This is a genomic window from Streptomyces sp. NPDC037083 (assembly GCF_055606485.1).
Genome location: NZ_JBVJSQ010000003.1, coordinates 728,962 through 748,349 on the forward strand (window position 1 = coordinate 728,962; position 19,388 = coordinate 748,349).

Sequence of the window (19,388 nt, forward strand, 5' to 3'; positions counted from 1 at the left end):
GAGGAAACCGTCTCCTGAGGGCTCTCGGTTCCGGCCGCGGCCTCGGCCGGAAACTGCGAGAGCGTGGTTGTGCTGTCAGGTGGCCTGGACTCCGGCGGCCTTGGCGGCCTCGGAATCCGCTACGACAGTATCTCCGGCCGCGTCGACGGTGAGAGCACCGGTCATGATGGCGACGACCTCGGCCATGGAGTACTCGGAGGGCTTGATCACGGCGGCTCGCCGTCCCAGCCGGTGCACGTGGATGCGGTCGGCGATCTCGAAGACGTGGGGCATGTTGTGGCTGATCAGGACGACCGGCATGCCCTTGTCGCGGACTCGGCGGATGAGGTCCAGGACCTGTCCCGACTCCTTGACGCCGAGGGCGGCGGTGGGTTCGTCCATGACGACGACGCTGCGGGCCCAGGCGACGGAACGGGCCACCGCGACGGCCTGGCGCTGTCCGCCGGAGAGGGTCTCGACCGACTGGGTCAGCGAGCGCAGGCCGATCTTCAGGTCGGCCATGTGCTCGGCGGCCTCCTGGCGCATGCGCTTCTTGTCGAGCATGCGGAAGACATTGCCGAGGACGCCCGGGCGGCGCAGTTCGCGCCCGAGGAACATGTTCGAGGCGATGTCCATGGAGGCGGCGACGGCGAGGTCCTGATACACCGTCTCGATGCCGTGGGCGCGGGCGCTCTGGGGGCCGGAGAAGGTGATGGGTTCGCCGTTGAGGCGTATCTCCCCCGCGTCGGGGGTCACCGCTCCGGTGAGGGCCTTGATGAGGCTGGTCTTGCCGGCGCCGTTGTCGCCGATGACGGCGAGGACCTCACCGGGCAGCAGGTCGAAGTCGGCGCCGTCGATGGCGGTGACGTGGCCGTAGCGCTTGACCAGACCGCGCGCCTGCAGGACGGGCGTGGGGGAGGAGGTGGCGGTCATCGGGCCTTCTTCCGGGAGATCTGGTCGACGGTCACCGCGAGGATCACCAGGACGCCGGTGATCAGGGTCTGGTAGATGGAGGCGACGCCCATCAGCTGGAGGCCGTTGCGGAACACGCCGACGATGAGGACGCCGATGAAGGTGCCCAGGACCGAGCCGCGTCCGCCGAAGAGGCTGGTACCGCCGAGGACCACGGCGGTGATGCTGTCGAGGTTGTCGGTCTGCCCGGCCTGCGGGTCGCCGACGCCGGTGCGGGAGATGAGGAGCAGGGCGGCGATGCCGTAGAGGACGCCGGCCACGGTGTAGATGCCGATGGTGAGGCGGGAGGTGCGGATGCCGTTCAGCCGGGCGGCCTCGGCGCTGTTGCCCAGGGCGTAGACGTGGCGGCCCCAGCCGGTGCTGCTCAGCGTGTAGGCGAGGAGGAGGAAGAGGGCGATGGTGACCAGGGACCCGTAGGTGATGTCCGTGTGGCCCAGCGGGAAGGTCTCCCCGAGCGCCGTGAGCGGGCCGGGCAGGCTGGTGACCGTCTGCTCCTCGGAGTAGATGTGGGTCAGCGCGAACGCCACGTTGAGCATGCCGAGGGTCACGATGAACGGCGGCAGCGGGATCTTCTGCACCAGCAGTCCGTTGAGCAGCCCGAAGCCGCCGCAGACGGCCAGGCCCAGCGCGATCGCGACGAGCGGCGGGACCGAGCCCTCGGCCGCCATCTTGGCGATCACGATGCTGCCGAAGGCCATCACCGCCCCGCACGACAGGTCGATCCCCGCCGTGAGGATGATCAGGGTCTGCCCGATGGCGAGCGTGCCCACGACCATGACCTGCTGCACGATCAGCGAGAAGTTCCCGCCGGTCAGGAACTGGTCGGTCGAGAAGGAGAAGAAGGCGCAGGCCAGGAGGAGGGCGGCCAGGGGGCCGGTGGTCGGCGCCGTGAGCAGTCTGCGGGCCGTGGTCGGTGCCTTGAGCTCCGAGTACGGCGTGGTCGTGGCTGTCATGCGAAGTCCTTGTCGGAAGACAGATGTCCTTGTCGGCGGACGAGGGCCTAAGCCCCCGCCCGCCGGGACAAGGGGGGCGGTCGCCCCCGGTCGGGGAGGCGGGCCGACCGCCCCGCTGAGAGGAGTGGCGGTGTCGTGGCGGTCCTACGGGACGGCTCAGCCCCAGCAGTTCTCCAGGCCGTAGCCGGTGTCCTTGGACGTGACCCCGTCCTGCGCCTTGTCGGTGATCAGCGTGACGCCCGTGTCGGTGTAGCCGGACGCCTTCTTGCCGTCCTTGGCGTACGTCACGACGGCCTTGACGCCCTCGGCGGCCATCTTCAGCGGGTACTGCTGCGAGGTCGCGGCGATCTTGCCGTCCTTGACGGCCTGGGTACCGGTGCAGCCGCCGTCGACGGAGACGATCAGCACGTCCTTCTCCCGGCCCTTGGCCTTCAGCGCGGTGTACGCGCCCAGCGCCGCCGGCTCGTTGATGGTGTAGACGACGTTGATGTCGGGCGACTTCTGCAGACAGTTCTCCATGGCGGTCTGGCCCTTGGCCTGGTCGCCACCGGTGTCCTGGGCGCACACGACGTCCTTCTCGGTGGCGCCGAAGCCCTTGAGGAAGCCGTTGTGCCGCTGGACGCCGACGGAGACGCCCGGCGCCAGGTCGAGGGCGGCTATCTTCGCCGTCTTGCCCTTCATGACGGCCTTGGCGTACTCGCCGATCAGCTCGCCGGCCTTGAGGTTGTCGGTGGCGAAGAGGGCGTCGACCGCGCTTTCCGGCTCGGTCGGCGTGTCCAGGGCGATGACCAGGACGCCCTTGGCGCGGGCCTTCTCGATCGCGGGCACGATCGCCTTGGAGTCGCTCGGGGTGATCAGGATGCCCTTCACACCGGCGGCGACCATGTTCTCCATGGCTGTGACCTGCCCGGCGTTGTCCCCGTCGAACTTGCCCGCCGCGGTGGACAGTTCGGCGCCGCTCTCCTTGGCGGCCTTCTCCGCGCCCTCCTTCATCTTCACGAAGAACGGGTTGGTGTCGGTCTTGGTGATCAGACCGACCTTGACGGTGCCCGAGCCGGAGCTCGAGGAGCCGGAGCCGGAGCCGGACCCGCAGGCCGTCAGGGTGAGGGCCGCGACGCCCGTGACCGCGGCGACTCTGAGGAGGGAGGAGGACAGGCGAGTGGTGCGAGACATGATCGACTCCTGTGGGATAGCGGGCGGCACGGGGTTGGGATCAGAGCATGCCGCTCGGGGGTGTCATCGTTGACTTATGTCATCGTTGACACTGCCTGGCGAGGATGATGGACTCCGCATCCCGGCAACGTCAATGCCTTCCACTCGTCACAAATCGGCAACGTCCGCAGTCGTCGTCTCCGCGCGGCCGGTCAGTGGCTGTGTCGCCGTGCCGCCCCTGCCCGGTCTTTCCGAGCCTTTCCGAGAGAGAGCAGCCCATGAGCCCGCGTCAGATCACCGTTCTGGGAGAGTGCGTCGCGGACGCCTTCACCGAACCGGCGAACGCCTCGAACGAACTCGCCCTGCGGGTGCTGCCCGGCGGCGGACCTGCGAATACGGCGGTGGCCCTGGCCCGCCTCGGCACCTCGGCCCGCTTCCTCGCCCGGCTGTCGGGCGACGTGTTCGGCCGCCTGTTCCGGGCCCACCTGGAGGCGTCCGGCGTCGACCTGTCGTACGCGGTCGCCGCGGCCGAGCCCAGCACGCTGGCCGTGGCGGAGCTGGACGCCACCGGGCAGGCCGCGTTCTCGTTCCACGCGCAGAACACGGCCGACTGGCAGTGGACTCCGGACGAGCTGGCAAGGGTCGACATATCCGAAACGTCCTGTCTGCACACCGGGTCGCTCGCGCTGGTCCGTGAGCCCGGCGGTGCGGTGGTCGAGCAGTTCCTGGCGGCGGCGGCCTCGCGGGCCACCATCAGCATCGACCCCAACGTCCGGCCGCTGCTGGTGCGGCCCGAGGTCTACCGCGAGCGGCTGGCGCACTGGTGTGCTCTGACCGACGTCCTGCGCCTGAGCGGGGACGACCTGGAGCTCCTGCTGCCGGGCACCCCGCCCGAGCAGGCGTGCGACATCTGGCACGCCGCGGGGGCCAGGCTCGTCGTGATCACGCTGGGCTCCGACGGCGCCCTCGCCTCACTCGACGGCGAGCGGCTGCGGGTGCCCGCGGTGGCCGCGCAGGTCGTCGACACCGTCGGCGCGGGGGACTCCTTCACCGCCGGCCTGCTGCACCATCTCGGCGCCCGCGGACTGCTCGGCGGCCGGCTGGACGGCCTCGCTCTCGACGACGTCGCGGAGGCCTGCCGGTTCGGCGCCCGGGTCGCGGCCCTGACCTGCTCGGTCGCCGGTCCCAATCCGCCGTGGCGGCACCAGCTGACCGAGCTGACGGCTGCCGGCGGCGTGTGACGGACGGTTGGGCCGTGCCGGATGGTCGCGTTCCGGCCGTTGACGCGTCGGCCGGATCTCCCCCATCATCGGGCGACGCGATGTCATCGATGACATAAGTCAACGATGACATCTCCGGTCGACGGTGTGGACGACGACGCCGACCGGTGCTTCCCGACCGCGCCGGCCCGGGAGTGCGGGGTCACGGCCGTGAACGGCTTCACCAGCAGAAGCAGCGGCAAGCAGCAGCAGAAGCAGCAGAATCAAGACGCCGGAAGCAGACGCAGACGTCGGCGTCGACGACCGACAAGGACACGAGACCGTGAAGAAGACCCTGCTCGCCGAATTCACCGCCCGCGAGGGCACACAGGACGAGGTCGCGCGTCTGATCGGCGACTACGCCGCGAAGGTGCGCGAGGAAGAGGGCAACATCGCCTTCGACGTCTACACCAGGGCGGCCGAACCGCGCGCCTTCTGGATCTTCGAGGTGTACCGGGACGAGGAGGCCTTCCAGGCGCACCTGAAGGCTCCGTACGGCGGCCCGTTCAACGCCGCTCTCGTCCCGCTCATCGAGGAGGACGCCTCCGTGCTGACGTTCCTGGATCCGCTGGCCGTGCGTTCCTGACGAGCCGCCGACGCGGACGCTCGCCCGGACCTTCACGGGGGCGCGGTCGCGTCGGGCGCCGGCTGTCCTGCCCGCCGGCGGCACGGGATCGGTCGCCCCGCCGTCCCGGCTCTGACCCCGGAACGGCGAGCGCCACCGATACTGGCGGCCGCGTCACCGGCCGCCGGCACGGTCTGCCAGGACCGTGCCCAGTGAGATCGAGGAACCAGGCGGAATCGAGAACCCGGCGCCTCGCGACGCCGAGCATAGCCGCCCGCGCCGCGGCGGCGCCCGTCGTCGGGTGGGGCGGCCGTGGGCCGCCCCCGTCCGGCCCGGCCGCACCACGCGGTCAGGCCCCCGGTGTGAGCCGGGGGCCTGTGCCGGTCAGCAGCCGGTCAGCAGGTGGAGTTGGTCTGGGTGAGCAGTCCGAGCCGCCACGGCAGGGTGTTGTAGTCGCCGCTCGCGTTGGGGTTCAGGCCCTGGTACAGGTACTGGAGACGGCAGCCGGGGATGGTCAGCGTCTGGTCGTACCCGGCACGGATCATCTCGCCGTGGCTGATGTCCCTGGTCCAGGCTCCCGAGGGGAAGGACACCTTGTTGGACCGCGCGAAGGGGTTGTTCTCGGACGCGGCGAGGGGTGTCCAGGAGCCTGCGAGGCTGGTCGCGGTCCAGGACCGGAAGTAGCGCCTGCCGTCCGATCCGACCGCTTCGACGATCAGGAGATATTGGTTGGAGCCCTGGACCTTGTAGACGTTGCTCGCTTCGAACAGGGCGTATTTGCTGTCCTGTGCCGCGATGACGGTGTTGGTGAACCCGTTCGGGAACTGACCGACGGTCGTCTGCGAGCGGTACAGGTGTCCGTTGTCGTCGGAGGAGAACAGGTAGCAGTTGGCGCTGTCGCAGATCACCCACATGTCGACCCAGTAGCCGTTGCCGATGTTCCGCTTGATGATGTCGGGCATCGACGAGTAGAAGTTGCGCGGTGCGCTCCACCCGTTCGGATTGCTGATGTCGGAGTTGGTGGAGTAGGACGCGTTGCCGGTCTGGTAGACGAGGTACCACAGCCGCTGGGGTGCGTTGTAGAAGACCTGGGGCGCGGCCCGGTACCCGGCGCCGATGGCGGTGCGGTCCAGGTAGTGGTGCGTGGCCGAGCCCGCCTGCGACCAGTCGGAGAAGCTCAGGTACACGAGGTTGTACCCGGCGGCGGTCGCCGTGCTCGCGAACACGTGGTACTTGCCGTTGTAGTGGACGACCGTCGGGTCCTTGATCCCCGCGATGTTGTGGGTCGAGTCCGGCTTCGGCGCGATCAGGGCGCCGCTGGAGCTCCACGAGAAACTGGAGGGCAGCGCGGCGGCGGACCGGGGCGCGACCGCGGTGCGTGCGGCGGGCGTTCCGCCCATCGCGGTCAGCGCCGAGCGGTAGGCGGCCTTCTTGTTGCCGTTGCGGTCGAACAGCAGCGGGTTCTCACCCGAGCGCCAGGAGTCGCTGTCGCGGATGCCCCAGACGGTGATGCCGTTGCAGCGCGCGACGTTCAGGCAGGCCCGCACGGTGTTGGCGTACGCGGTGGCCGGCGCCTGCGCGATGTCCAGTTCGGTGATCTGCACGTCCACGCCGAGGGCGGCGAAGTTCGACAGCGTCGTCTGGAAGCTGCCGGGAGGCCCGCCGGCGCCGAAGTGGGACTGGAAGCCGACGCAGTCGATGGGCACGCCGCGCGCCTTGAAGTCGCGGACCATGCGGTAGACGCCCTGGGTCTTCGCGGAGTTCCAGTCCTCGATGCTGTAGTCGTTGTAGCAGAGCTTGGCCGCCGGGTCGGCCGAGCGGGCGGTGCGGAAGGCCTGCTCGATGAAGCCGTCGCCCAGGAGGTTCTGGAACACCGAGGGGCGGTGCTGGCCGCTGCCGTTGTCGGCGAAGGCCTCGTTCACCACGTCCCAGGAGTGGATCCGCCCCTTGTAGTGGTTCGCCACCGTGGTGATGTGGTTGTTCATCACGCTGCGGAGGGTGTTCGCGTCCCCGATGGAGCTGACCCAGCTGGGCAGTTGGGAGTGCCACACCAGGGTGTGCCCGCGCACGCGCTGGCCCCGTGAGGCCGCGCGGTTGGCGATCTGGTCGCCGGGGCCGAAGTTGAACGAGCCGCGGGACCGCTCGACGGTGTCCCACTTCATCTCGTTCTCGGGTGTGACCTGGTTGAACTCGCGGTCCAGGATCGAGGTGTACGCGCCGTCGCCGAGCCTCCCGGCGGCCACCGCGGTCCCGAAGTACCGCCCCGACTGGGCGGCTTGGGCGCCGAGGGTGGAGGCCCGGACGGCGTCGGGGGCGGCGGTCGCGGCCACTGGCGTGACCAGGGCGGTCACGGCCAGCAGGGATAACACCGAGGCTCGGCGGCGGCCGAGCCGTTTCAGCGGGTTCATGTGTCTCCTCGTACGGTTGCGGGGGGTTGGGTGGTGCGGTCGTGGGAGCGGGTCAGGGCGTGGACAGCTCGAACCGCGGGACGCGGACCGCGCCGCCGAGCGCCTGGGTGGCGTGGTTGAAGAGGGCGAACCGGTAGCCCATGAAGAACCGCCAGTCGTTGCCCAGGGAGAAGGAGGGGCCGAGGCGGGTGAAGTTGGCGCCGTCGGTGCTGTAGGAGAAGGTTCCGGGGCGTGCCGATCCGGGACGGATGTCCGCGGCCGCCCGTAGCCGGACGCGGCTGCCGGAGACGGTCACGCTGGCGACCTCGGTGCCGGTGCCGGTGGTGTTCCAGTTGCCGTCCATGGTCAGCCCGTTGACCAACACCAGCCGCGTCACGCCCGCGTCGCGTTTGACGCCGATCCAGGCGGAGGAGTCGCGCAGCAGCGCCAGTCCGGCCCGGTCGCCGTCCCTCATCGAGGAGAAGTCGAGGTCGACCGTGGCCGTGGAGGTGGGGCCCTGGATGCGGTGGGTGAGCGTGTTGCGGGCCCAGTACAGGTCGTTGGTGACGGTCGCGGTCCGCAGGGTCAGCCCGTCGCCGACCGACCACTTGGTGTTGTCCGGGTTGTGGTTCCACTCCCACCTCGGTTTGAGGGTCGTCCCGTCGAAGGTGTCGACGCCGGTCATGGGGGTGACCTGGCGGGGTGGAGCGGGCACGGCCGGGCTGGGATACGAGGCGCCCCAGGCGCCGTTGACCAGCTGGACGACGGGCCAGCCGTCCGAGGTCCAGGTCACCGGCGCGAGGGCGGGGACCCGGCCGCCGGGATAGGCGTCGACGAAGGCCAGGTAGTACCAGGCCCCGTTCTGGGTCTGCACCAGGCCGCCCTGGTGCGGGACGCCGCCGCCGGCGATCGGCCCGCGCAGGTCGAGGAGGACCTGCCGCATGGTGTAAGGACCGAAGGGGCCGCCGGACGACTTCAGGATGTACTGCCCGTTGGCGGGCCGGGTCAGGAAGATGTAGTACTGCCCGTTGATCTTGTAGAAGCGTGAGCCCTCGAGGGTGCCGACGTTCGACGGAGTGGTGAACACCTGCTGGCTGCGGACCTGGGTGCGGCCGTCGGGTGAGAGCTGGGCCACGCTGATGGTGGTGTTCCCGTACGCCACGTACAGGGTGTCGTCGGTGTCGACGAGCAGTCCGGCGTCGTAGTACGGCGTGCTGATCGTCGTGAGCCGGCTCCACGGTCCTTCGGCCGCGGTGGCGGTGTAGACGTACGTCCGGGCGAAGTCGATCTGGCCGAGCCAGTAGAAGGTCCTGTTGCTCGGCCGGTAGGCCAGTGACGACGCCCAGATGCCCCGGACGTAGCCACGGCCGCCGTTCAGGTCGTACTTGGCGCCGAAGTCGAGGGTGGGCACCGAGTGGCCGGCGATCTCCCAGTTCACCAGGTCGTACGAGCGCAGGACGGGTGCTCCCGGCGAGTAGTGCATCGTCGACGCCGAGGCGTAGTAGGTGGCGCCGACGCGGATGACGTCGATGTCCGCGAAGTCCTGCCAGATCACCGGGTTCGTGAACGTCGCGGCGGTGGCGCGGGCCGGGACGGAGGGCAGCAGAGCGGCGGCGGCCAGGCCGGTCGCGGTGGCCAGCACGCGGCGACGACCCAGGGGTTGATCAGGGCATGACATAGCCATGTGTCGATCTCTCTGCGAGGAGGCGCGCTGTCGGCGGGTTGGTCACGCGAGGTTCGGTATTACGAACGCAAATCGACTTGTCGAGCAACCTGGATGATACGAGGCCGACAGCTCCCGTCAATATCTCTCGCATGATTCGGCGTGAGCACCGAAATGTTTCGGCGACCCGAGCCCTCAGGAGCCTGGTCGGGTGGGGGACTTTTTCACATCCGGGTCGCCCGAAGTCGCCAGGGGTGGAACGGCTGACCGGCCGAGAGGTGTTGACATGCTCGGGAGCCTCTCTAACATCCCTGAAATCGGCGATCCGAAAGTCGACCGAAATTTCGAACGCTTTGTCTGGCGGTAGTGCCATGAAACGGCGACTCGGTCAGGTCGTTCATCCCTTGTCTGGCAGCGCCTTTCCACCCGCACCACCCGGACCGACGCACCAGTCGCCGGCAAGCGATTCACCTGCAAAGCCCCTCCCGGCACCGTCGGCGACCAGCCCACGGCGCCCCAACCGGAAAGGAGCCCGCAGTGCCCACATCACCGGGCAGACGACTGCTGCACCTCTTCGCGGCCGCCGCGCTGACGGTCGCCGCGTTCGTCACGGCCTCTGTCCCAACCCCCGCATCGGCGGCCCCCGGCAGCCCGGCACTCACTCCGCCGCTGGGCTGGAACAGCTGGAACAGCTTCGGATGCGGGGTCACCGAGGCGCGGGTCCGCGAGGCCGCCGACGCGATGGTGTCCTCGGGCATGCGGGACGCCGGTTACCGGTACGTGGTGGTCGACGACTGCTGGTTCGACCCGCAGCGCGACGCGGCGGGCAACCTGCGGGCCGCCCCGGCCAAGTTCCCGAGCGGGATGAAGGCCCTCGGGGACTACATCCACGGCAAGGGCCTGAAGTTCGGCATCTATCAGGTGCCCGGCGATCGCACCTGCGCCCAGTCCGTGGGGAGTTACCCCGGATCCACGGGCAGCAGGGGCCACGAGGCCCAGGACGCCGCCACGTTCGCGTCCTGGGGCGTCGACTACCTCAAGTACGACTGGTGCTCCTCCAGCGGCACCCGCGACGAGCAGGTCGCGCGGTTCACGCTCATGCGCAACGCCCTGCGCGCCACCGGGCGGCCCATCGTCTACAGCATCAACCCCAACAGCCTGCACGCCATCACGGGCGCCACGTACAACTGGGGCGAGGTCGCCGACCTGTGGCGGACGACCGAGGACCTGCTCGACATCTGGCAGAACAGCAACACCAACAGCTATCCGATGGGCGTCGGCAACGTCCTGGACGTCACCGCGCCGCTGGCGGCACAGTCGGGCCCGGGCCACTGGAACGACCCCGACATGCTCGTCGTCGGCCGTCCCGGCCTGTCGCTGACCGAGTCCCGCTCCCACTTCGCCCTGTGGGCGCTGCTCGCCGCCCCGCTCATGGCCGGCAACGACATCCGCACCATGTCCGCCGACGTGAGCGCGATCCTGCGCAACCCGCGTCTGCTGGCGGTGAACCAGGATTCGCTCGGCGCGGGCGGGCGCAGGGTCCGTGACGACGGCAACACCGAGGTGTTCGCCAAACCCCTGTCCGACGGCTCGGTCGCGGTGGGGCTGTTCAACCGGGGCAGCAGCGCCGCGACAGTCAGCACGACAGCGGCCCAAGTCGGCCTGTCGGGAGGCTCGTTCACCCTCACGGACCTGTGGTCGGGCGGCACGTCGAGCACGTCCGGACAGATCTCGGCGAGCGTCCCCGCGCACGGTGTGGCCGCGTTCCGGGTGACCGGCGGCAGCCCTCTCGCCGCGACCACCTCGCGGCTGCGGGGCAATGGCTCCGGTCGCTGCGTCGACGTGGACAACGCCTCCACCGCCTCCGGGGCCACCGTACTGCTCTGGGACTGCCACACGGCCGCCAACCAGATGTGGACCACATGGGCCGGCGGCGAGATCCGGGTCTTCGGCGACAAGTGCCTCGACGCCTACAACCAGGGCACCGTCAACGGCACCCGGGTCATCACCTGGCCCTGCAACGGCCAGAACAACCAGAAGTGGACCGTCGGCTCCGACGGGTCGGTCCGCAACGCCCACTCCGGACTGTGTCTCGACGTCGACCGGGCCGGCACCGCCAACGGCACCCCGCTGGTCCTGTGGGCCTGCGACGGCCGGGCCGGCCAGAAGTGGAGCCGGTCGTGAGGGAGTCGCGCCCGCTCCTCGACCACCGGCGATCACCGGCCGGCCACCACCACCCGGGGACGACGATGATCACGGCCCGGGCGGCCCGCACCGGCGCGGGGCTCACCCGGTCGGTCGTCGGGCTAGTGGCCCTGGTGCTGGCGCTGGCCGTCGTCCCCGCCGCCGTGCGGCCCACGCCGGCCAGAGCCGACAACCCGATCGTCCAGCACGTCTACACCGCCGACCCCGCCCCGCTGGTGCACAACGGGCGGGTCTACCTCTACACCGGGCACGACGAGGACGGCTCCACCTACTTCACCATGAAGGACTGGCGGGTGTGGTCCTCCGCCGACATGGTCAACTGGACCGACCACGGCTCGCCGCTCAGCCTGGCCACCTTCAGCTGGGCGTCCGCCGACGCGTGGGCGGGCCAAGTGGTCGACCGCAACGGCCGGTTCTACTGGTACGTGCCGGTGAAGACCCGGGCGACCGGGCGGATGGCCATCGGTGTGGCGGTGTCGGACAGCCCCACCGGACCGTTCCGGGACGCCCTCGGGCACCCGCTGGTGGAGAACGGCGAGATCGACCCGACCGTCTTCGTCGACGACGACGGCCAGGCCTACCTGTACTGGGGCAACCCGAACCTGTGGTACGTCAGGCTGAACTCCGACATGACCTCCTACTCGGGCAGCCCGACCAGGATTCCGCTCACCGCCGCGGGATTCGGCGCCCGCACCGGTGACGCCAACCGCCCCACGCTGTTCGAAGAGGCGCCCTGGGTCTACAAACGGGGCGGCCTCTACTACCTGGTGTTCGCGGCCAAGTGCTGTTCGGAGTTCATCGCCTACTCCACGGCGCCCGGCCCGACCGGCCCGTGGACCTACCGGGGAACGGTCATGCCCACCCAGGGCGGCAGCTTCACCAACCACCCGGGAATCGTCGACTACAAGGGCAACTCGTACTTCTTCTACCACAACGGCGCACTGCCGGGCGGCGGCGGCTTCACCCGCTCGGTCGCGGTGGAGAAGTTCCTCTACCGAGCGGACGGCACCATCCCCACGATCACCATGACGAGCGCGGGCGCCCCGCAGGCCGGCCCGCTCGACCCATACGTCCGCCAGGAGGCCGAGACGATCGCCTGGGGGTCCGGCATCGAGACCGAACCGTCCACCGAAGGAGGGATGAACGTCGGCTGGATCGACAACGGGGACTCCATCAAGGTCAAGGGCGTGGCCTTCGGGGCCGGAGCGTCCTCGTTCACCGCGCGCGTGGCCTCGGCCAACGGCGGCGGCGCCGTCGAACTGCGGCTGGGCGGCCCGAACGGAACGCTCGTGGGCAGGTGCACCGTGCCGAACACCGGCGGCTGGCAGGCCTGGACGACGGTGACCTGCCCGGTCAGCGGAGCGACGGGAACCCAGGACCTCCACCTCCGGTTCACCGGCGGCAGCGGCTACCTGCTCAACATGAACTGGTGGCGGTTCACCCCAGGCGCCGCCGCGACCGCACGGCGGTGACCCCGCCCCCCTGTCTGCACATGGCGAAGACCCCACAGAGAAAGGGGAGTTGCATGAAGACGACGACAAGGACCCGGACCAGGACGGGGGCGGGGGCGAGCACAAGGCCCGGGCCGAGCTTCCACTTATGGGGCGCCGTGATGGCGGTGCTGCTCGTCCTGACCACGGCAGGCACGGCGCTGGGCAGCACCGCCCACGGCGCGAACACCTCGCCCGCGGCCGCCCACACGGCCGCCGCGCGCGCCGGCGCCGCTGCCCCGACCGCGGGGTGCGGCAAGGCCCCCACCCTGACGAGCGGGACGTACACGATCCAGAGCAACGGCAAGAACCGGACCTTCATCCTGAAGGTCCCGGACGGCTACGACCGCAACCACGCGTACCGGCTGGTCCTCGGGTTCCACTGGCTGGGCGGCACCGCCACCGACGTCGCGACGGGCCGGACCGTGGAGACGGGCACCTGGGCCTACTACGGGCTCCAGCGGCTGGCGAACAACAGCGCCGTCTTCGTCGCGCCCCAGGGCCTCAACAACGGCTGGGCCAACAGCGGCGGCGAGGACGTCACCCTCGTCGACGACATCATCAGGCGCATCGAGGCGGACCTGTGCGTCGACACGACACAGCGCTTCGCCCTGGGCTTCAGCTACGGCGCCGCGATGTCGTACTCGCTCGCCTGTTCCCGGGCGTCCGTCTTCCGCGCGGTCGCGGTGCAGAGCGGCGGACAGCTCAGCGGCTGCAGCGGCGGCACGCAGCCCATCGCCTACCTCGGGGTGCACGGCATCAGGGACAGCGTCCTCGGCATCGCCGGCGGACGGGCCCTGCGGGACACGTTCGTCAGGAACAACGGGTGCACCCCCCAGAACCCGCCCGAGCCGTCGCAGGGCAGCCGCACGCACCGGATCACCACCTACTCGGGGTGCTCGGCCGGGCATCCGGTCGCCTGGGCCGCGTTCGACGAGGGACACATCGCCGCCCCGCAGGACGGCGCCGCCGGTGACAGCGGCTCCAGGACCTGGCTGCCGGCGGAGGTGTGGAAGTTCTTCACGCAGTTCCAGAGCTCCACCCCGCCGCCCGGCACCGCGACCTGCCGGGTCACCGACAACGTCAGCGCCTGGAACTCCGGTCTGACCGAGAACATCACCCTCACCAACACCGGCGCCACCGCCATCGACGGCTGGTCCCTGGTCTTCACCCTGCCCGGCGGTCAGACCATCACCGGCGGCTGGAACGCGGCCTACTCGCCCGCCTCCGGCCGGGTGACGGCCACGAACGTGCCCCACAACGCGACCATCGCCCCCGGCGCGTCCGTCGACGTCGGCTTCCAGGCCACGCACACCGGCAACACCGCCTCGCCGGACGCGTACACCCTCAACGGCACGGAGTGTGCCGTCACATGAGCCGCCGAGGGGAACGCAAGGACGGTAGCCGAGCCTGACGGCGTCTGTGCGACACGGCGTCTGCGCTGCACGACGTCACCGCCGTAGGGCATCCCCGCCCTACGGCATCACGGCGACACGGCATCACCGCGTGACGGTGCCGGGCGGAGCGCGGCCGCCCGGCACCCGTCGCCCTCGACGACGTCCCGATCCCGACCGGCGAACGACGGGACGTGCACCCGGACCGGTCACGGACCCGTGCCGGGGGGATACCCCCCGGCACGATCCTGGGGTGCGCCGGATCGTCCCCGTCCCGGCGGCGAACCTAGCGTGTGGCCATGTCCTCGACTCCGCGCACGCGCCTCGCCGTGGCACTGGCCGCTGCCATGCTGCTCGTCGCCGGGGCGGCGGCCACCGCCGTCGCCCGGCCCGCGGGTTCGCCCGCCGCGGACCGACTGCGCCGGAACACCGAGGCGATCCACGCCCTCGGCGTCAGCGGTGTGCAGGCCCGCGTGGTCGCACCCGACGGCCGGCAGTCGGTCGCCACCAGCGGCACGGCCGACCTGCGCACCGGCCGCCCGATCCCTCCCGACGGCCGCTTCCGCATGGCCAGCACGGCCAAGACCCTGGTCGCCACGGTGGTTCTCCAACTGGAGGCCGAGGGCACCCTGTCCCTCGACGACACCGTCGACCACTGGCTGCCCGCAGTGGTGCGGGGCAACGGCAACGACGGCAGCAGGATCACCGTGCGCCAACTGCTCCAGCACACCAGCGGCATCCACAACACCCTGCCCGGGTACACCACCCCGGAGGAGTACCACCGGCAGCGCCACGACGTCCACAGCCCCGAGCAGTTGGTGGCCGGCGCCATGGCCCACGCACCGGACTTCCCGCCCGGCCGGGGCTGGGCGTACTCCAACCCCGGCTACGTGGTGCTCGGCCTGATCATCCAGAAGGCCACCGGCCACCCCGCCCACCAGGAGATCGAGGAGCGCGTCCTGCGGCCGCTCGGCCTCGACCAGACCCGGTGGACCGGCACCGCCTCCACCCTGCCCCGGCCGCACGCCAGGGCCTACCAGCTCTTCGGCCCCGACTCCCGGGTGGACGTCACCGACCAGGTCGCGGTGGACCACGAGACCTCGTTCGCCACGACCACACGGGACGAGAACCGCTTCCTGCGCGCGCTCCTCGCGGGCCGGCTGCTGCCGCCGCGGCAGCTTGCCGAGATGAAGCAGACCGTGCCCGTCAGCGAGGAAGTCCAGCAGATGTGGCCCGGCGGCCGTTACGGGCTCGGCCTGGTCGAGCGCCCCCTGACCTGCGGAGGGACCTACTGGAGCCACGAGGGCGGGGACGGCGGCTACATCACCCTCAACGGCGTCACCGACGACGGCCGTCGCAGCGCCGTGGTCTCGATGTCCGAGGCGCGCGGTGACACCCTGGAGCACATACTGGCCCAGGAGAAGGCGGCCGGCACGCTGATCGACGACGCCCTGTGCGCCGGGGAGCGCGGCTCCTCGTGAGCGCAGGCCACCGAGCGGGGTGCGACACCCCGGGAGGTGTCACCAGCCGGTCAGCAGCAGGTGATTGACGAGCAGGGCGAGTGCGGCCTGTGCGGCGAGCCAGACACGGGGTCGGGTCAGGAAGGCACACGAGGCCAGGAGCCACATCGCGAACGGCAGCCAGATGCGCTCGGTCTCCGCCTTGCTCATGCCGGAAAGGTCGGCGACGAGCAGTGCGGCGAGCGCGGCGGCGGTGAGCAGGGCGAGGCGCAGGTCGGGGGAGGCGCCCGGCTCACCCGGCCCGGGCACCGCCCGCCGGCGCAGGGCTGAGACGGCGCGCACGGCAGCGCCCCGGCGGTCGGGCGGCGTGCCGAGCTGCGCCGCGACGTCGGCGTGGGCGCCTGTCCGACGTCGTGCGGTGGTCCCGAGGAGCACGGTCGTGCGCCGCAGGCCCGCCACCGTCGCCGGGCCCACGATCAGGACCGTGCACGCGAGGTTGGCCCACGCCCAGTAGCCGTAGGGCCGGATGCCGCCGGCCCCCTGGTAGTAGCGCTCGACCAGGAGGCGGTACGCCTCCCACCAGTTGAAGCCCGCGAGGGTGAAGGCGGCCGGGACGACGGCGACCCCGGCGAGGACGTAGGGGAGGGGACGGGCCCGTCGTGGGCCGCCGAGCAGGAGGGCGACGCCGGCGATCACGGCGAAGAGGGTGAGCCCGTAGGAGAGGTAACAGGTGAGGCCGAACAGGAGCCCGGCGACGAACCCGGTGAGCCGTGGCCGGTGTCCGGTGACGGCGAGCGCGAGGAAGGCGACCGTCCAGGCCGCGACCGCCGCGAAGTACCCGTCCGCGGACGTGCCCGTCCAGATCGCGGCGGGCGCCATCGCCAGGAACGGCGCCGCCCTGCGTGCGAGCGCCTCGTCCGCGAGCGCCCGCACGGCGACCAGCACCGCCGCACACGCCGACGCCCCGACGGTGATGCAGAAGACTCCCGCCCAGCCTCCGCCGCCGAGCCCAGCCCGGTCGAGCAGGACGAACGTGACCGTCGCCGCGGGCGGATGACCCGCCACGTGGGCGGGCCAGTTGTCGGGGGAGTGGAGCAGGATGTGGTGGTCGAAGTCCCGCAGAGCCGCGGGGATGTCCTGGAAGCGGCCGATGACCTGCAGGTACTCATACCTGGTGGTGAGCCGGACGGCGATCCCGCGCTGCCAGCCGTCGATCAGCGCCAGCGACCCTGTCCAGGCCGTCGCCGTGGCCCAGGCGGCGGCCGGCAGTGCGCGCCACGGCAGTCGGGCGGCCAGTCGCGGGCCGTACGCCACGACGGCGATGGCGACGGCCACGGCTGCCGGTGTGCCGGGGCCGACGTGCGGGTCCCAGCGGGCGTACAGGGGAGGCCACCCCACGTGCAGGGTGCCGTACTCCCGCTCGATCGCGGTGCCGACCAGCGCGGCCGTCGCGACGAGCAGTGCTGCGGCCGCGGTCGCGTACACGTCTCGGAGAAGATCACGGGTCACGGGCGAACGCTAGGCCGCCGGGGCCGCGCGGAGGCCGCTGTGTGCCCGGACGTCAGCGTTTCGTCATGAGTCGCCCGGGTCTGCTGCCGACCCCAGACACACGACGGCAGACACACGACGGCAGACACACGGCTGCAGACATACGACTGCAGACACACGACGGCAGGCCGCCCGCCGGCAGATGCCCGGCGGGCGACGTGCGGGCGCAGAGGTGCGGCGACCGACTCACCGGCCGTCCGCGGACGGCTGCTCCGCCCGCGGCCGGCCGATCACCGCCGGCCTGTCCGGTGGTTGCGCGCGGTGGACGGCGCGGCGGCTGCGCAGGGTGACGAAGCAACGGCCGCCGGCCGACCACTGGTCGACGGTTCGCCACCCCAGCGGGAGGGCGTACCGCAGCAGGGCCGGGGTGCCGACCCGGGCCCAGGGGAACGGGGGCCCGGCGGGTCCGGCGGCGCCACCGGGGCCGGTGCCGCGCACCATGCGGACGTCGGCGCGTTCGTCCACGTCCCCCTGGACGGTTTCGGCGACCAACAGGCCCCCGGGCAACAGCAGTTGGGCCACCCGGTGCAGGAGGGCGCGCGGGTCGCCGCCGATGCCCAGGTTCTCGTCCAGGAGCAGCGCGGTGTTCCAGCGGCCCTCGCCCGGCAGCGGTGCGAACACCGAGCGCCACAGGGCGGGGCCGCCGAGCCCCCGGGTGTGGGCGACGGCCGCCTCGCTGACGTCGACGCCGAGCGCGGTCCGGCCCCGGGCGGCGAGTTCCGTGACCAGTCGTCCCGGACCGCATCCGACGTCGAGCACGGCGCCCTCGCAGCGGTCCAGGACCTGCCGGTCCACGGCGTCGGCCCGCGCGCACCAGCGCTCGACGTCCAGCGGCAGCAGCCGGCCGTCGCCCCGGCGCAGGAAGAGCGGCCCCCGGCCGGCGCGCAGGGCGTCGGCGTAGGGGTCGGCCGACCAGCAGAGCTCGGAGGCGTCCCGCGCCCTCACCGCGCCGACCGTAGAGGGCTCCTGGGCTGTGCTCATCGGCGGCCGGCCGTCCGCAGCCGGGCCAGTTCCGTGGCGAAGCAGCCCAGCGGGGCCAGGGCGGCGACGGCCTCGGCGTCGGCGGACGTGTCCACGTCCCGCAGGCTCGGCATGTCGCGCACGCGCAGGCCCGCGGCGAGCAGCCGGTCGCGCTGGACGGCGCCGGTGGTGGGCGTCGACATCGGAACCCCGCGCAGCAGTTCCGGGTCCGGCTTCGCCAGTCCGAGCGCCCAGAAGCCGCCGTCCTCGGCCGCGCCGAGGCAGGCGCCGTACCCGTCGAAGTCGACGGCGAGCAGGTCCGGGGTGACCTGCGGGGTGTCCATCCCGATCAGCAGGGCCGGCCCGTCGCAGTCGGCGAAGGCCGCGGCCAGCCGCTGGTCGAGGCCGCCCGCGCACTGCGGCAGGACGTCGAAGCCGGGCGGCAGCCATGGCCCGGCCGCCCCGTCGAGGACCAGGACCCGCCGCCGGACGGGGGCCGCGGCCACCGCACGCAGGGTGTCGGTGAGGGCCGCCTCGGCGAGCAACGCCGCTTCCTCGGGGGTGAACGGCGGTGTCAGCCGGGTCTTCACCCGTCCTGGCCTGGGTTCCTTGGCGATGACGAGCAGGGTGGTCATCGAGGGGTTCCTCCGTGCGTCCGCGCGTCGTCCGCCGCCACTCCGAGGGGCGGTTCCGCCAGGACGCGGCCCATGTCCCGTACCGCCTGCCAGGTGCCGCGCCAGGTTCCGGTCACCTTCGAGACGCCGGAGCGCGGCAGGTAGGGGACGTCGTGTTCGGTGACGCACCACCCCGCGTCGGCCGCCCGCACGACCATCTGCAGGGGGTACCCACTGCGCCGGTCGCTCAGATCCAGGCCGAGCAGGGCCTCGCGGCGCGCGGCCCGCAGGGGACCGAGGTCGTGCAGCCGCAGGCCGGTGCGACGGTGGAGCATCAGGGTCAGCGCGAGGTTGCCGGCACGGGCGTGGGCGGGCCAGGCGCCCCGGCCCTGCGGACGTCGCCGTCCGAGCACCAAGTCGGCGCCGCCGTCCTGGACTTCGCGCACGAAAGGCACGAGCTGGGCGGGGTCGAGCGAGGCGTCGCAGTCGCTGAAGCACACGATTGCGGCCGTCGCGGCGGTCAGTCCCGCATGGCAGGCGGCGCCGAAGCCGCGGCGGGGCTCGTGGACGACGGTGGCGCCGAGGTCCCGGGCGATGCCGGCCGAGCCGTCGGTGGAACCGTTGTCCACGACGAGGGCGCGCCAGCCCGGAGGGATGCGGTCGATCACCCAGGGCAGGGCTTCGGCCTCGTTCAGACAGGGGAGGACGACGTCGACGTCCTCGGGTGCGGAAGAGGTCATCACGGCTTTCACCCTACGAACGCGAAACGCGCATACCGGACTCCTGC

General features: G+C 71.4%; 15 protein-coding genes. 6 read left to right on the plus strand and 9 right to left on the minus strand.

Annotated elements, in window-relative coordinates:
* Positions 1-75: 75 nt before the first annotated feature.
* From ACZ7DE_RS11715 to ACZ7DE_RS11725, 3 genes are all read right to left on the minus strand, one after another.
* The gene (locus tag ACZ7DE_RS11715) at positions 76-912 is read right to left on the minus strand and encodes an ATP-binding cassette domain-containing protein (protein WP_470759883.1); all 837 of its coding nucleotides are present in this window, start codon (positions 910-912) and stop codon (positions 76-78) included.
* Entirely contained in the window at positions 909-1,904 is a 996-nt protein-coding gene (locus ACZ7DE_RS11720) for an ABC transporter permease (RefSeq protein ID WP_470759885.1), read from the minus strand. The genes ACZ7DE_RS11715 and ACZ7DE_RS11720 overlap by 4 nt, the downstream gene beginning before the upstream one ends.
* A gap of 156 nt (positions 1,905-2,060) precedes the next feature.
* On the minus strand, positions 2,061-3,077 hold the full coding sequence (locus tag ACZ7DE_RS11725) for a substrate-binding domain-containing protein (protein ID WP_470759886.1): 1,017 nt from the start codon (positions 3,075-3,077) through the stop codon (positions 2,061-2,063).
* A 257-nt stretch (positions 3,078-3,334) separates the two neighbouring features.
* On the opposite strand from ACZ7DE_RS11725, the gene ACZ7DE_RS11730 reads away from it, so the two are divergent.
* Together ACZ7DE_RS11730 and ACZ7DE_RS11735 are read left to right on the plus strand one after the other, a co-directional pair.
* Positions 3,335-4,297 carry a carbohydrate kinase family protein gene (locus tag ACZ7DE_RS11730; RefSeq protein ID WP_470759888.1) on the plus strand — a complete coding sequence of 321 codons (963 nt, stop codon included), beginning with the start codon at positions 3,335-3,337 and terminating at the stop codon, positions 4,295-4,297.
* A gap of 301 nt (positions 4,298-4,598) precedes the next feature.
* Positions 4,599-4,901 carry a putative quinol monooxygenase gene (locus tag ACZ7DE_RS11735; RefSeq protein WP_470759890.1) on the plus strand — a complete coding sequence of 101 codons (303 nt, stop codon included), beginning with the start codon at positions 4,599-4,601 and terminating at the stop codon, positions 4,899-4,901.
* Positions 4,902-5,275: 374 nt separating this feature from the next.
* Here ACZ7DE_RS11735 and ACZ7DE_RS11740 read toward each other — a convergent pair whose 3' ends face one another.
* Both ACZ7DE_RS11740 and ACZ7DE_RS11745 read right to left on the minus strand, forming a co-directional pair.
* On the minus strand, positions 5,276-7,288 hold the full coding sequence (locus tag ACZ7DE_RS11740; protein WP_470759894.1) for a glycoside hydrolase: 2,013 nt from the start codon (positions 7,286-7,288) through the stop codon (positions 5,276-5,278).
* Positions 7,289-7,340: 52 nt separating this feature from the next.
* Positions 7,341-8,945 (minus strand): glycoside hydrolase family 43 protein, encoded by a 1,605-nt coding sequence (locus tag ACZ7DE_RS11745; RefSeq protein ID WP_470760106.1) that lies wholly within the window; start codon positions 8,943-8,945, stop codon positions 7,341-7,343.
* A 522-nt stretch (positions 8,946-9,467) separates the two neighbouring features.
* Here ACZ7DE_RS11745 and ACZ7DE_RS11750 point away from each other — a divergent pair.
* The 4 genes from ACZ7DE_RS11750 (at position 9,468) to ACZ7DE_RS11765 (ending at position 15,500) form a co-directional block, all read left to right on the plus strand.
* Positions 9,468-11,114, plus strand: a complete 1,647-nt coding sequence (locus ACZ7DE_RS11750) for a glycoside hydrolase family 27 protein (RefSeq protein WP_470759896.1) — start codon at positions 9,468-9,470, stop codon at positions 11,112-11,114.
* Positions 11,115-11,179: 65 nt separating this feature from the next.
* A complete protein-coding gene (locus tag ACZ7DE_RS11755) occupies positions 11,180-12,607 on the plus strand; it encodes a glycoside hydrolase family 43 protein (RefSeq protein ID WP_470760108.1) in 1,428 nt (475 codons plus the stop codon).
* 140 nt (positions 12,608-12,747) lie between these two features.
* On the plus strand, positions 12,748-14,001 hold the full coding sequence (locus tag ACZ7DE_RS11760) for a CE1 family esterase (RefSeq protein ID WP_470760110.1): 1,254 nt from the start codon (positions 12,748-12,750) through the stop codon (positions 13,999-14,001).
* A 317-nt stretch (positions 14,002-14,318) separates the two neighbouring features.
* Positions 14,319-15,500 (plus strand): serine hydrolase domain-containing protein, encoded by a 1,182-nt coding sequence (locus ACZ7DE_RS11765; protein ID WP_470759897.1) that lies wholly within the window; start codon positions 14,319-14,321, stop codon positions 15,498-15,500.
* 39 nt (positions 15,501-15,539) lie between these two features.
* On the opposite strand, the gene ACZ7DE_RS11770 is transcribed toward ACZ7DE_RS11765, so the two are convergent.
* From ACZ7DE_RS11770 to ACZ7DE_RS11785, 4 genes are all read right to left on the minus strand, one after another.
* Positions 15,540-16,988, minus strand: a complete 1,449-nt coding sequence (locus tag ACZ7DE_RS11770) for a hypothetical protein (RefSeq protein ID WP_470759899.1) — start codon at positions 16,986-16,988, stop codon at positions 15,540-15,542.
* Positions 16,989-17,213: 225 nt separating this feature from the next.
* Complete coding sequence (locus ACZ7DE_RS11775; RefSeq protein ID WP_470759900.1) at positions 17,214-18,008, minus strand: class I SAM-dependent methyltransferase; 795 nt, start codon at positions 18,006-18,008, stop codon at positions 17,214-17,216.
* On the minus strand, positions 18,005-18,622 hold the full coding sequence (locus ACZ7DE_RS11780) for a TIGR04282 family arsenosugar biosynthesis glycosyltransferase (protein WP_470759902.1): 618 nt from the start codon (positions 18,620-18,622) through the stop codon (positions 18,005-18,007). Before ACZ7DE_RS11780 ends, ACZ7DE_RS11775 begins: the two co-directional genes overlap by 4 nt.
* On the minus strand, positions 18,619-19,341 hold the full coding sequence (locus ACZ7DE_RS11785; protein ID WP_470759905.1) for a glycosyltransferase family 2 protein: 723 nt from the start codon (positions 19,339-19,341) through the stop codon (positions 18,619-18,621). Before ACZ7DE_RS11785 ends, ACZ7DE_RS11780 begins: the two co-directional genes overlap by 4 nt.
* Between the last annotated feature and the right edge of the window lie 47 nt (positions 19,342-19,388).